Annotated in this window: 10 protein-coding genes; 4 read left to right on the top strand and 6 right to left on the bottom strand. The window is 67.7% G+C overall.

What is annotated here, in order from left to right; genetic code table 11:
- Nucleotides 1-20: 20 nt before the first annotated feature.
- The gene (locus D6T63_RS02000; protein WP_120147580.1) at nt 21-1,160 is read right to left on the bottom strand and encodes an endo-1,4-beta-xylanase; all 1,140 of its coding nucleotides are present in this window, start codon (nt 1,158-1,160) and stop codon (nt 21-23) included.
- Nucleotides 1,161-1,337: 177 nt separating this feature from the next.
- On the opposite strand from D6T63_RS02000, the gene D6T63_RS02005 reads away from it, so the two are divergent.
- The 3 genes from D6T63_RS02005 to D6T63_RS02015 all read left to right on the top strand — a co-directional run bounded on the left by D6T63_RS02005 (nt 1,338) and on the right by D6T63_RS02015 (nt 5,158).
- A complete protein-coding gene (locus tag D6T63_RS02005) occupies nt 1,338-2,363 on the top strand; it encodes a LacI family DNA-binding transcriptional regulator (RefSeq protein ID WP_120147332.1) in 1,026 nt (341 codons plus the stop codon).
- 122 nt (nt 2,364-2,485) lie between these two features.
- Nucleotides 2,486-3,676 carry a xylose isomerase gene (gene xylA, locus D6T63_RS02010; protein ID WP_120147333.1) on the top strand — a complete coding sequence of 397 codons (1,191 nt, stop codon included), beginning with the start codon at nt 2,486-2,488 and terminating at the stop codon, nt 3,674-3,676.
- A 3-nt stretch (nt 3,677-3,679) separates the two neighbouring features.
- Entirely contained in the window at nt 3,680-5,158 is a 1,479-nt protein-coding gene (locus D6T63_RS02015; RefSeq protein ID WP_120147334.1) for an FGGY family carbohydrate kinase, read from the top strand.
- Between the two features lie 69 nt (nt 5,159-5,227).
- On the opposite strand, the gene D6T63_RS02020 is transcribed toward D6T63_RS02015, so the two are convergent.
- The 5 genes from D6T63_RS02020 to D6T63_RS02040 all read right to left on the bottom strand — a co-directional run bounded on the left by D6T63_RS02020 (nt 5,228) and on the right by D6T63_RS02040 (nt 11,722).
- A complete protein-coding gene (locus D6T63_RS02020) occupies nt 5,228-5,851 on the bottom strand; it encodes a hypothetical protein (RefSeq protein WP_120147335.1) in 624 nt (207 codons plus the stop codon).
- A 455-nt stretch (nt 5,852-6,306) separates the two neighbouring features.
- Nucleotides 6,307-8,643 carry a beta-xylosidase/alpha-l-arabinosidase gene (locus tag D6T63_RS02025; protein WP_120147336.1) on the bottom strand — a complete coding sequence of 779 codons (2,337 nt, stop codon included), beginning with the start codon at nt 8,641-8,643 and terminating at the stop codon, nt 6,307-6,309.
- Between the two features lie 2 nt (nt 8,644-8,645).
- The gene (locus tag D6T63_RS02030) at nt 8,646-9,464 is read right to left on the bottom strand and encodes a carbohydrate ABC transporter permease (protein WP_120147337.1); all 819 of its coding nucleotides are present in this window, start codon (nt 9,462-9,464) and stop codon (nt 8,646-8,648) included.
- Nucleotides 9,464-10,411 carry a carbohydrate ABC transporter permease gene (locus D6T63_RS02035; protein ID WP_120147338.1) on the bottom strand — a complete coding sequence of 316 codons (948 nt, stop codon included), beginning with the start codon at nt 10,409-10,411 and terminating at the stop codon, nt 9,464-9,466. Before D6T63_RS02035 ends, D6T63_RS02030 begins: the two co-directional genes overlap by 1 nt.
- A 9-nt stretch (nt 10,412-10,420) precedes the next feature.
- Entirely contained in the window at nt 10,421-11,722 is a 1,302-nt protein-coding gene (locus D6T63_RS02040) for an extracellular solute-binding protein (protein ID WP_120147339.1), read from the bottom strand.
- A gap of 164 nt (nt 11,723-11,886) precedes the next feature.
- Here D6T63_RS02040 and D6T63_RS02045 point away from each other — a divergent pair, with 164 nt between their 5' ends.
- A complete protein-coding gene (locus tag D6T63_RS02045; protein WP_120147340.1) occupies nt 11,887-12,945 on the top strand; it encodes a LacI family DNA-binding transcriptional regulator in 1,059 nt (352 codons plus the stop codon).
- Nucleotides 12,946-12,979 lie beyond the last annotated feature (34 nt).

The raw sequence follows: 12,979 nt of genomic DNA on the forward strand, positions 1-12,979 counted from the left end.
CGGACCAGCGGGCCGGCCGGCTAGCGGTTGCCGCGTCCCGAGGATGCCTGCTCGAGGGTGTCCTGCAGCGCGTAGTAGGCGGGCTTGCGCGTGAAGTCGTTCCACATGACCGTCGCCTCGCCCTCGCCGCTGAAGAAGACGGGCACCCAGGAGTACTTGTCGGTGAAGCCCCAGATGGTGAAGGAGTTGCACTCCTCGACCGAGACGCAGGCCTCGAGGGCCCGCTGGTAGTAGCTCGCCTGCGTCGCGAGCTGCGCGTCGGTGGGCGTTGTCCCCGCCGCGACATCCATGCGCACGTCGATCTCGGTGATCGCCGTCTCGAGGCCGAGGGCGTCGAAGCGCTGCAGGTTGGCCTGGAGATCGCCCGGGAACCCGTAGCGCGTGCTGAGGTGCCCCTGGATGGCGAAGCCGTCCACCGGGACGCCCTGTGCCTGCAGCTTCGGAATCAGGTCGAGGTAGGCATTGCTCTTCGCGTTTATGCCCTCCACGCCGTAGTCGTTGAAGAACAGCTTGGCCTTCGGATCCGCTTCGTGCGCCCAACGGAACGCGTCGGCGATGATCTCGGGGCCGAGTTCACGAATCCAGATGTTGTCCGTCGTCCGCAGCGTCCCGTCTTCGTTGAAGATCTCGTTGGCCACGTCCCACTGCTGGATCTTCCCCGCGTAGCGGCCGACCACGGTCTGGATGTGGTCCTTCAGGATGGCGCGCAGCTCGTCCTTCGAGAAGTTGCCCTCCTCGAGCCAGGCCGGATTCTGGCTGTGCCAGAACAGGGTGTGGCCGCGGACCACCTGCTTGTTCTCCTGGGCGAACTGCACGATGGCGTCCATCTCCGCGAAGCGGTAGGTGTTGTGCTCCGGGTGGACGAACTCCCACTTCGACTGGTTCTCGGGGGAGACGGAGCTGAACTCGGCCGCGAGGCGCTGCCGGTACTCCTGGTCGAAGGTGAACGGGGCCGGGTAGGGCTGCGTCTCGTGGTGGCCGCCTCCCGCGACGGCCGTACCGATCTTCAGGTCCTGCGGTGCCACCCAGCGGAGGGTGTCCTTCTTCTCGACCGCCTGCGAGCGGGACGGCTGATCGGGGGCTGCGAGTGCCGGGGCTGCCATGGGGAGGATCATGGCCGACGCGAGGACTGTTGCGGCGATGGATGAACGAACCTGCATGAGCTCTCCTTTGAGGTGCTGAGGTGCGGTGACCGATACTTCGGTCTCTGATTTCCGGAAGTTTCCGGAAATACCCTTGCTGTAGGTGAGGAACATTGCACCCGAGAGGTCAAGGGTGAAATGTATTTCGCTTCCGGGGGTGCGCAATTGCAGCGTCGGTGTTCCCGAGGAGGATGAGTGCAGGACAATGCCCAACCAGTGGTGACCATCTCCGCCATCGCCTCTGCGGCGGGCGTCTCCGTCCCCACCGTGTCCCGTGTCCTCAACGGCCGGTCCGACGTCGCCCCCGCCACGCGCGAGCGCGTCGAGACGTTGCTCCGCGAGTACGGCTACCGGCGCCGCGGCACCACCACCCCCACTCCGTCTGGCCTCGTCGACCTCGTGTTCAACGATCTCGACAGCCCCTGGGCTGTCGAGATCATCCGTGGCGTCGAGGAATCGCTCAACGGCGACGGCCTGTCCGTGGTCGTCTCGGCGATCCACCGGCGCGGAGGCGCCGATTCGACACGCAAGTGGCTCGACATCCTGGCGGCCCGGGCGAGTGACGGGGCCATCCTCGTCACCACCGACCTCGACTCGTTCCTGCATGCGGAACTCCAGCGCCTCAACCTCCCTGTCGTGGTGATCGACCCTGCAGGAGTGCCCGACCTCGAGGTACCCACCATCGGTGCCACCAACTGGACGGGTGCCGTGACGGCCACCGAGCACCTCCTCGGACAGAACCACCGTCGCATCGGCTTCGTCGCCGGACGGCCGGGACTGTGGTGCAGCAGGGCTCGGCTGGACGGCTACCGCGCAGGGCTCGATGCCGCCGGCGTGGCCTTCGACCCCGCCCTGGTCATCAGCGGCGACTTCGACTACCACTCGGGTTTCTCGGCCGGGACCGAGCTCCTCACCCTCACGGAACCCCCCACCGCCATCTTCGCCGCGAGCGACCAGATGGCCCTCGGGGTCTACGAGGCCGCGCGTCAGCAGGGGCTGCGCATCCCGGACGACCTCAGCGTGATCGGGTTCGACGACCTGCCCGAGGCCTCCTGGGCGTCGCCGCCCCTGACCACCGTCCGGCAGCCGCTGTCGGAGATGGGGACGCTTGCCGCCCGTACCCTCGTGCGACTGATCCGGGGCGAGCCGGTCGAGAGCCCACGCATCGAGTTGTCCACCCGGCTGATCCCCCGGGCCAGCGTCCGCCCACGGCCCGCCTGACCGGACAGCACCGGAACGACGCCACCGGACGCAAGCACATGGTTCCCCTTGACTCTCCCCGCGCGGAACGAATATGTTTGTAACGGCAACATATTAGTCACACACACTTCCTGGAGCACTCAATGGCGATCGAGCCCACTCGCGATGACAAATTTTCCTTCGGACTCTGGACGGTGGGCTGGGAAGCCCAGGACCAGTTCGGTTCCGCTACCCGCGCCCCCCTCGACGCAGTCGAGGCCGTCGAACGCCTGAGCGACCTCGGCGCGTACGGCATCACCTTCCACGACGACGATCTCTTCCCCTTCGGTTCCACCGCCGATGAGCGCCGGGCGCAGATCGACCGGCTGAAGGGCGCCCTCGACTCCACCGGCCTGATCGTGCCCATGGTGACGACGAACCTCTTCAGCCACCCCGTCTTCAAGGACGGCGGTTTCACGAGCAACGACCGCGGCGTCCGCCGCTTCGCCCTGCGCAAGGTCCTCGACAACATCGACCTCGCAGCCGAGCTCGGCGCCAAGACGTTCGTCATGTGGGGCGGGCGCGAAGGCAGCGAGTACGACGCCGCCAAGGACATCCGCGGAGCCCTCGAACGCTACCGCGAAGCCGTCAACCTGCTCGGCGACTACGTCACCGACAAGGGCTACGACATCCGCTTCGCGATCGAACCCAAGCCCAACGAACCGCGCGGCGACATCCTGCTGCCCACGCTCGGACACGCGATGGCGTTCATCGAGACGCTCGAGCGCCCTGAACTGGTTGGCATCAACCCGGAGACGGGCCACGAGCAGATGGCCGGCCTCAACTTCACACACGGAATTGCCCAGGCCCTCTACCAGGGCAAGCTGTTCCACATCGACCTCAACGGTCAGCGCAGCATCAAGTTCGACCAGGACCTCGTGTTCGGTCATGGCGACCTGCAGAACGCCTTCTCCCTCGTGGACCTGCTGGAGAACGGTGGCCCCACGGGTGGGCCGTCCTACGACGGACCGCGTCACTTCGACTACAAGCCGAGCCGCACCGAGGACATGGACGGAGTCTGGGATTCTGCCGCCGCGAACATGCAGACCTACCTGCTGCTCAAGGAACGCGCCGCAGCTTTCCGCGCCGATCCCGAGGTGCAGGCGGCACTCACCGCGTCCCGCGTGTCCGAGATCAACGAGCCCACGCTCAACGAGGGTGAGGGCTACGAGGTGCTGCGCGCCGACCGCTCCTCCTACGAGGACTTCGACACCGATGCCTACTTCAACGGCAAGGGCTTCGGCTTCGTGAAGTTGCAGCAGCTCTTCATCGAGCACCTGCTCGGGGCCCGCTGACCCATGGCGCTCGTCACGGGCGTCGACTCCTCGACGCAGAGCTGCAAGGTCGTCGTCGTCGACTCCCTGACCGGCGCCGACATCCGCAGCGGCCGTGCCCTCCACCCGGAGGGCACGGAGGTGGACCCGGAGTCGTGGTGGCAGGCCCTGCTCGCCGCGCTGGTGGCCGGGAACGGGCTCGGGAACGATGTCGATGCCCTCTCCATCGCGGGCCAGCAGCACGGCATGGTGCTGCTGGGTCGTGACGGCCGGGTCCTCCGCGACGCGCTGCTATGGAACGACACCCGTTCCGCAGGTGCTGCCCGGGACCTCATCGCTGAGCTGGGCGTCGATGAACTCGTCGCCCGCACAGGACTGGCGCCCGTCGCATCCTTCACCAGCACCAAGGTGCGGTGGGTGCGCGATGCCGAGCCCGACCTCGTTCCGCGGATCGCCGCTGTGGCGCTCCCCCATGACTTGCTGACGTGGCGCCTCCGCGGCTTCGGACCCGAGGGCGAGGCGCCCCTGGGTCCGGTCCTCGAGGAGCTCGTGACCGACCGCTCGGATGTGAGCGGCACCGGCTACTGGAACCCCGCCACGGGTGCGTACGATCTCGAGCTGTTCGAGCAGCTCCTCGGTCGGCCTGCCCGTGAAGGTGGAAGCCATGGTGGGAACGGCCCGGACGCGGTGGTGCTTCCCCGCGTCCTCGGAGCAGACGAATCCGCCGGCGTCGTGCACCCGTCGTACACGGCATCGGGCGGCCGCCGCGTCGTGCTTGGAGCGGGAGCCGGCGACAACGCCGGCGCCGCCCTCGGGCTGGGCGCGGTGGAGGGCGACGTCGTCGTGTCCCTCGGCACCAGCGGCACCGTCTTCGCGGTCACCGCGGACGCAGTGGCGGATGCGAGCGGGACGGTTGCGGGCTTCGCCGACGCCGGCGGACTGTTCCTCCCGCTCGTTGCGACCCTCAACGCGGCACGTGTGCTGTCCTCGGTGTCAGGGATCCTCGGCGTCGATCACGATGGCTTCGCCGCACTGGCGCTGGCTGCGGCTCCGGGCGCGGGCGGCGTGGTCCTGCTGCCGTACTTCGAGGGCGAGCGCACACCCAACCTCCCCACGGCGAAGGCGAGCTTCCACAACCTCAGCATCGCCTCGAGCACCCGGGAGAACATTGCCCGGGCCTCGATCGAGGGGATGCTGTGCGGACTGGCGGATGCACTGGACGCCGTGCGTGCAACGGGCGTGACACCGCGCCGGCTGCTCCTGATCGGCGGAGCCGCACAGAACGCTGCCGTGCAGCAGGTGGCGGCTCAGGTCTTCGATCTGCCCGTGAGCATCCCGGCTCCGGGAGAGTACGTGGCCCGCGGTGCCGCAGTGCAGGCCGCCTGGGTCCTGACGGGGTCGAGGCCTTCGTGGACGGTCGACACCGTGGAGGACCGCCCTTCCGATCACCGGCCGGTCATCCGGGAACAGTATCGGACAGCGGTGGCGTCCCTGACGTTCTAGCCGCTCTCCGGACATGCCGAGAGGCACCGCCCATCCGGGCGGTGCCTCTCGCGTTGTGCGGGGTCCGTGCTAGACCAGGCCGGCCTGGTGGTCGATGCCCACCTGGTCCACCTTGCGGTGGAAGCGCATCCCGGCCTTGCCTCCGAGGATGGCCCCGATCAGCGGGATCAGGATTGCGATGGCGAGCCCGATCAGGCCGCTGGTGGTCAGTGCACTGCCGTCCACGGGGATGCTCGGCGCACCGTTCAGGTTGGAGAGCACGTTGAACTGGTCGCCCGCAACAGCTGCGAGGATGGCCAGGACGATCGCGATGATGATGCCCCAGAGCCAGACCGCGAGGCCCTGCTTGACGCCGTCGAACCGTGCCATCCGGCCGGCGACGTAGCCGCCGCAGTAGTAGGCGACGAACAGGATGATCGCGAGCACGATCCCGCTGATGATCCCGATGGTCTGGGCGTTCTCCTGGGCCTGACTGGCAGCGTCATTCGCAGTGCTCGAGTTCGCTGCTCCGACTCCGACGCCGATTGCCGCGGCGAGCGCACTGAGGATGACCGTGAGGCCGATCGCGGTCAGCCAGCCGAAGAACGCCGAGCCGAACTTGATGCCGCCGAACTGCTCCTTCTCCGCAGCGACGACGTCGTTGCGCCTGCTCTTCGGGGTACTCGCGCCCGATGTGTTGTCTGCTGATGCCATGATGCTCGTGCTCCCTGGTAGGTGTGGATGATCCGGTTCCCGCAACAGTGCTGCTGGACAACATGATCAGTCTGCTTACTACCCTGAACGCTGCCTGCACGCGGATGCAAGCTGCTTAGGGCGCCCGCCATCCATGATGCGAGGTCCTGTTGGACAGGAACACCTTCGATTTCCGCGCGGTGGTGCGGATCCATGACCTCTGAGCAGGAATTCGAGAGGGGCGACACTGCGGCTGAAGAAGCCGACGACTTTCGTGACCTCTTTGTTCGTTGCCTCGAGGGCCTGCTGAGGGTATGGGGCGCGGAACCATCGTCCCGTCACCCGGCCCGGCGGTCGTCGTCGTGGCGTCGTCGTGGCCGACCGCAGGAGTACCTGTCCCTGCGCGCACAAAGGCCGCGACCCGCGACCGCCGAAGCGGAAGCGGGCCGTGGCCTTGACGAAACGTGCCGCCGCTGTCAGAGCGGTGTGACCTGCACATCGCAGTGCAGGCGCCGGGTGTGGTCGACGGGCCGGACAGCCCCGGTCAGCGTGAGCGGGACAACCGCGCGGATGTCACTGCTCGAGGCACCCAGCCGCAACTCGAGCGCACCGGGTTCGACGATCCGCACCCGGTCCCGGCCGGTGAAGGCCGTGACGTCGGCCGGGACCGTGAACGCGATCCTCGCCGAGGATCCCGCGGCGAGGGGGACCCGTGCGTAGCCGATCAGCCGCTGGACCGGTCGCACGACGGACGCCACCGGATCGTGCAGGTACAGCTGCACCACCTCGACCCCATCGCGCTCGCCCGTATTCGTGACCGTGACATGTACGCCGGCCTCACCGTCGGTCGGGGCGGAGTCCGCAGCCGATCCCGCATCATCCCAGCTGAAGCTGGTGTAGCTGAGGCCGTGACCGAAGGCGAACGCCGCCGTCGGATCGATGTTCGACACTCCACTGGACTGCGCGAGGGGCGCAGCGAGGTAGGTGGACGGCTGCGCGCCGGGCGACCGGGGAATGCTGACCGGAAGGCGCCCGGCCGGATTGATCCGTCCGCTGAGCACCCCGGCGACGGCGGCGGCCCCCTCCTCGCCCGGGAAGAAGCCCTGGACGATGGCGGCCGCGCGGGTCACGGCAGACCCGAGCGCGTACGGCCGCCCGGTCAGCAGCACGACGACGACGGGCTTCCCCGTCGCCAGCAGGGTGTCGAGGAGCTGCTGCTGCACCCCCGGCAGTTCCAGCGACTCCGCGTCGCACCCCTCGCCGCTCGTTCCACGGCCGAACAGCCCGGCCCGGTCACCGAGGACCGCGACGACGACGTCGGACCCGTTCGCGACGGCGAGAGCCTCGTCGAAGCCGGTGGTCGCGGTGCCGTCGATGGTGCAGCCCGTGGCGATCGTGATGTCGCTGTCGGGGAACTCCTGCTCGAGTGCTTCCGCGACCGTGGGAATTGCCAGGCCGAGCTCGACCTCGGGGTGCTGCTCGCCCACGTGCGCGGGGAACGAGTAGCAGCCGAGGAAAGCGCGGTGCGTGGCGGCGTTCGGTCCGATCAGGCCGATGCGGGGAGCGGCGGTGAGGGGAAGGATGCCGCTGTTGCCGACCAGGACGATCGACTGCTCGGCGAGCTCCGCGGCGATCGCCCGGTTGCCCGGCGTGTCGAGATCGACGATCGGAGCTCCCCCGCCCGCCAGGGCCGGCGGGACGGGCGACCAGTCCGGATCGAGCAGGCCGAGGTCCAGCTTCTGCCGCAGCACCCGGCGGAGCGCCTGGTCCACCACGTCCTCGGACAGCCGGCCGTCGTCGATCTCCGCGACGAGGTGCTCGCCGAACGTGTGGATGGTGGGCAGTTCGACGTCGACCCCTGCGGTGAGCGCCGCGGCAGCGGCCTCCCCGAGGGTCGCCGCGACCCGGTGGAGTTCCTTGAGGAAGGCGATGCCGAAGTAGTCGGCCACGACCGTGCCCTGGAAGCCCCAGGTGTCGCGGAGCAGCGTCGTGAGGAGGGATCCGTCGGCCGCCGTCGGGACGCCGTCGATGTCCGTGTAGGCGTGCATGACCGAACGGACGCCCGACTCGCGGACGGCCATCTCGAACGGCGGGAGAAGCACGTCGGCGCGCTCCCGCTCGCCGATCGACACGGGGGCGAGGTTACGGCCCGCCTTCGACGCCGAGTAGCCGACGAAGTGCTTGAGCGTCGCCACGATCCCGGCGCGCTCGAGCCCCTGCACGTAGGCCGTCGCGACGGTCCCGATGAGGTACGGGTCCTCGCCGATGGTCTCCTCGACCCTGCCCCAGCGGGCGTCGCGGACGACGTCGAGCACGGGGGCGAGCCCTTGGTGCACGCCCACGGAGCGGAGGTCCGCGCCGATGGCCGAGGACATGGTCCGCACCAGGTCCGGGTTGAAGGTGGCACCCCAGGCGAGGGGTACCGGATACGCCGTCGCCTTCCAGGCCGCGAAGCCTGCGAGGCACTCCTCGTGGACGAGCGCGGGGATGCCGAAACGGTTCGCCGCCGTGATGCGCTCCTGCGTGCGCTGCAGGGACAGGGCGCCGAGTCCGGGTTCCACCGGCGCCGTCCCGAAGGGGCGCGTCAACTGGCCCAGGCCGTGCGGCAGGAGTTCGTCGAGGTCCACCGCCTCGTTCATCTCGTGCTGGTGCGGGGCCACCTCGCCGCCCTCGGTGTTGGCGCCGACCCAGACGCCGACGAGCTGCGCGACCTTCTCGCGCAGGGTCATCATTCCGACCAGGGCGTCCACCCGGTCCTCGGGGGTGGCGGCGGGATCGCGCCAGCGGGCGTCATTCAGAGTTGTCTCAGTCATGGTCACTTTCCGCCAGCGCCCATGAGGCCCTGGACAAGCGCGCGGCGCGCGAACAGGTAGACGAGCAGGACGGGCACCATCGAGAGCGTCACCGCGGCCAGCAGCCCCGGGATGTTGATGCCGTACTGGGTCTGGAAGTTGAACAGGCCGAGGGTCACCACGCGGGTGCTCTCGGACTGGGTCAGGATCAGGGGGAACAGGAAGCCGTTCCAGGCCTGCAGCGCCGAGAAGACGGCGATCGTGGAGATGCCTCCCTTGGACAGCGGCAGCACCAGCCGGAAGAAGGCCCGCGCAGGACTCGCGCCGTCCATCGCCATCGCCTCGTACAGCTCGCCTGTGATGTCCCGCATGGTGCCACTGAGGATCAGCGTGCAGATGGGCAGCGCGAACGCCGCGGTGGGGAGGATGATTCCGAGCAGGTTGTCGTAGAGCCCTACCGCGTTGATCAGGTAGAACACCGGGACGATCACGGCCTGCGCGGGGATCGCGAGGCCCAGGAGGAAGAAGCGGAACACGAACGACGCCCCCCTGCTTCGGCTGCGCACGATCGCGTAGCTCAGCGGCGGGACGAGCAGGAGGACGATCGCGACGACGCCGACCGTCACCACGACGGTGTTGAGGAAGTACCGGCCGAAACCGCTCGTGATCGCGTCAGCGTAGTTCTGCAGCGTGAAGCTCGAGGGGAAGGACAGCGGACCGTTGTCGCCGAACTCCTCTCTCGTCTGGAACGTGCCCGAGATCATCACGTACAGCGGGATGGCGACGATCAGCAGCCAGACGAACGAGCCGATGCCGGCGGCGTAATTGGGACGGGTCTTCATCAGAGGCCTTCCAGCGAGCTGTTCATCTTGTCGTAGCCGGACACCTTGACCACCACGAGGGAGATCAGGGTCGCGACGACGACGAGCACCAGGGCGATCGCGCTGCCTACACCGAAGTCGAAGCTCTGGAACGCCTCCTGGTACATGTAGAAGGCGGTGATCGTGGTGTCGGTACCGGGTCCGCCGTTGGTCAGGATCAGTACCGTCTCGAAGGTCGTCAACCCGCCGACCACCATCAGGATGATCGAGGTGATGGCCGTGTTGCGCAGTTGCGGCAGGGTGATGGCGAAGAACTGGCGCATCGTCCCCGCTCCGTCGATCGCCGCCGCCTGGTACAGCACGGTCGGAATACCCTTCGCGGCACCCTGGTAGATCAGGGTGTGGAACGGCGTGAACTGCCACATCCCCACGAAGATGAGCACGCCGATCGCGCCGGACTGCGTGCCGAGCAGGTTGCCGTCGCCGAAGAGCCAGGAGAGCTGGCCCGGTATCCCGAAGTTGGGATCCAGCAGCGCCCGCCAGAGGACGGAGATCGCCGCCGAGGACAGCAACAGCGGGATGAAGTAGATGGCACTGAGGATTGCGCGGTTGCGCTGGTTGCCGGCGGCCCACACCCCGAGCAGGATGCTCAGCGGCGTCTGGGTCACGACGCCGAGGACGATGAACAGCAGGCTGAGCCAGAGGCTTTTCAGCATCACCGGATCGGCGATCAGCGTCTCCCAGTTCTCGAACCCGACGAATTCCGGGTCACCGAGCCCGCTCCACGAGGTGAAGGACAGGACGGCGACCGCGGCGAGCGGCACGAGGGCGAAGAGGGCGAAGAAGATGGTGGCGGGCAGGGCCCAGGCGAAACCGGGGCGTCCCACGGACGAGGCGCCCGAGCGGGCCGGGCGGCTCGTGGTGGAGCCGCCCGGCGCTGCCTGCCTGCGCGTAGCAAGCGTTGTCATGGTGATGTCCTAGAGGCTCTGCATGGCCTTGATGAAGCCGTCTTCATCGATCTGGCCGCTGAAGAACTGCGCCACGGCGGTATGGATGGTCACCGTCGCCTCGGGAGGGTAGGCCTGGTCCCAGGAGAGCTGGAAGTGGGGCGCTTCCTTCACGAGGTCGAACTGGTACTTGGCGTACTCCGGGTTGGAGGCCTCGCCGAGGAATTCCTCGGTGTTGGTGGTGGTGGGCAGGTTGCCGATGGCGATCTGCTCCTGCACGAACTCGTCGGAGTACATCAACTTCAGGAACTCGGCTGCCTCCTCGGGGTACCGGGTGTCCTTGTGGATCGAGTAGAAGTTGTTGGTGTTGCCCGCGAGGTTGTCGGGATCGCCCTCTCCGCCTTCGATCGCCGGGAACTCGCTGTAACCGAGCACGTTCTCGGCGAACTCGGGGTTGGCATCCAGATGCGTCGCGTACGCCCATGAGCCCATGAGCTCGAAGCCGGCCCGGCCGCTGGAGAGCAGGGTGGGAGACCCGCCGTCGGTGAACTTCACGGAGTCGAAGTTGGTGCCGAAGGCACCTGCGTCGATCAGTTCCCGCAGCTTGCCGAGCGCCTCGCGGCTCTCCTCGGAGTCCCACACCTCGGTGTCGCCGTCGAGCGCGGCCTGGAAGAGGCCCTCACCCGCGACGCGGTCGAAGACGTACTGGAACCACATCTGGGTGGGCCACTGGTCTGCGCCGCCGAGTGCGATGGGCGTGACGCCGGCCGCCTTCAGCTTCTCGACGTCCTCCAGCAGTTCGTCCCAGGTGGCGGGGGGTGCATCGATGCCGGCCTGCTGCAACACCTCGGAGTTGTTGAAGAGCATCACGGGCTGCGTGCCACGCATCGGGATACCGTAGCTCTTGTCGTCGACCACGGCCGTCTCGAAGACGGACGGCAGGAAGGCTTCCTTCAGCTGGGGGTCCTCCTCGATGAGGTCGTCTAGGGGCATCAGCAGATCCGCCTCGACGAAATTCGCGATGCTTCCTCCGCCCCAGTTGAAGAAGATGTCCGGAGCCGAGTCGGTGTCGATGATGGTCTGCAGCTTGGTCTGGTAGTCCGCGCCGGGGATCGTGTCGAGCACGATCTTGACGTCGGAGGTCTCATTGAACGTGTCGACCATGGCCTGCTCGACCTTGTTGCTGGCATCTCCGTAGACCGCCAGGTGAAGCTCGTTCTCGGGCCGACCGGACGCGTCGCCGCCTCCGCCGCCGCATCCCGCAAGGGTGAAGCCCAGCATCATGACCGCGGTGCCCGCAAGGCTGCGGGACATCCAGGTTCGGTTGTTCATCGTTGAACGCCTCTCGAAAGTTTCGACGATTCCGTCGAAAGTTATGTGATGCGCTGAGTCTACGTAGCAGTTGCCGGGATGCGCAAGGCCAGATGTGCAGCCGGTCACATTTCGCGGTCAATGGCTTCGCGGGCGCCGCGCGCCGCAGGGGTAGGCTGTGGGGCATGTCGATTCCGGCGGAAGAACCGCGCGTCACACTCGCCCAGCTCGCAACGGTGGCCGGCGTTTCCCTTTCCACGGTCTCCAAGGTGCTCAACGGGCGGACCGACGTGTCGCCGAAAACACGGGCGAAAGTTGAGGAGCTCCTCGAGGAGCACGGCTACAGGCGGCGGAAGGTCTCGGTAGCCAGGGCGGGACTCGTCGAACTCGTGTTCCACGAGCTCGAGAGCGCCTGGGCGCTCGAACTCATCCGCGGCGTGGAGAACGTGGCACGCGAGCACGGCCTGAGCGTGGTGCTGACCGAGACCGGTACGCGCCATGCCCCCGGCTCAGAATGGATCGAGGGCGTCATGGCGCGCCGCCCCGCCGGCGTCGTCCTCGTCTTCTCCGACCTGCCACAGGACTTCCGGAACAAACTCGACTCGCGGTCGATCCCCTTCGTCATCATCGATCCTGCAGGGGACCCGTCCCCCGACGTCCCCTCCGTGGGCTCCGCCAACTGGTCGGGCGGCATGATGGCCACGCGCCACCTCATCGACCTCGGCCATACACGCATCGCCGCGATCAGCGGTCCGGAGGACATGATGTGCTCCCTCGCCAGGATCGACGGCTACCGATCGGCCATGGGCATGGCGTCCCTGCCCATCCCTCCCGGCTTCATCCGGTACGGGAACTTCCATGTCGACGGCGGACGCGACCACGCCTTCTCGTTGCTCCGCAGTCCCCACCCCCCGACGGCGATCTTCGCCGGCAGCGACCTCCAGGCCCTGGGCGTGCTCGACGCCGCCCGGCAGATCGGACTCCGCGTACCCGATGAGCTCTCGATCGTCGGCTACGACGATCTGCAGTTGGCGCAATGGTCCAGCCCGGCCCTGACGACGGTCCACCAGCCGCTCATCCAGATGGCGGAGGAAGCAACGCGGATGGTCCTGCGCCTGCGCGACGGCGAGCGTCCCAACAATCTGCGGCTCGACCTCGCGACCAGCCTCGTGGTGCGCCAGAGCACGGCGGCTCCGTCCGGCGGCAGCGCTCGGACCACGAGCGCAGCGCAGCAGCGGGCCTGAGAGAAGCACCCTCCGCCGCTGGTTACGATGGGAG

It is taken from the genome of Arthrobacter cheniae (genome assembly GCF_003602275.1).
Taxonomy (GTDB): Bacteria; Actinomycetota; Actinomycetes; order Actinomycetales; family Micrococcaceae; genus Arthrobacter_D; species Arthrobacter_D cheniae.

Excerpts from the sequence above, each read along its gene's own strand:
- D6T63_RS02000 (WP_120147580.1), bottom strand. The coding sequence starts at position 1,160 with ATGCAGGTTCGTTCATCCATCGCCGCAACAGTCCTCGCGTCGGCCATG.
- xylA (WP_120147333.1), top strand. The coding sequence starts at position 2,486 with ATGGCGATCGAGCCCACTCGCGATGACAAATTTTCCTTCGGACTCTGG.
- D6T63_RS02015 (WP_120147334.1), top strand. The coding sequence starts at position 3,680 with ATGGCGCTCGTCACGGGCGTCGACTCCTCGACGCAGAGCTGCAAGGTC.
- D6T63_RS02020 (WP_120147335.1), bottom strand. The coding sequence starts at position 5,851 with ATGGCATCAGCAGACAACACATCGGGCGCGAGTACCCCGAAGAGCAGG.
- D6T63_RS02025 (WP_120147336.1), bottom strand. The coding sequence starts at position 8,643 with ATGACTGAGACAACTCTGAATGACGCCCGCTGGCGCGATCCCGCCGCC.
- D6T63_RS02030 (WP_120147337.1), bottom strand. The coding sequence starts at position 9,464 with ATGAAGACCCGTCCCAATTACGCCGCCGGCATCGGCTCGTTCGTCTGG.
- D6T63_RS02035 (WP_120147338.1), bottom strand. The coding sequence starts at position 10,411 with ATGACAACGCTTGCTACGCGCAGGCAGGCAGCGCCGGGCGGCTCCACC.
- D6T63_RS02040 (WP_120147339.1), bottom strand. The coding sequence starts at position 11,722 with ATGAACAACCGAACCTGGATGTCCCGCAGCCTTGCGGGCACCGCGGTC.
- D6T63_RS02045 (WP_120147340.1), top strand. The coding sequence starts at position 11,887 with ATGTCGATTCCGGCGGAAGAACCGCGCGTCACACTCGCCCAGCTCGCA.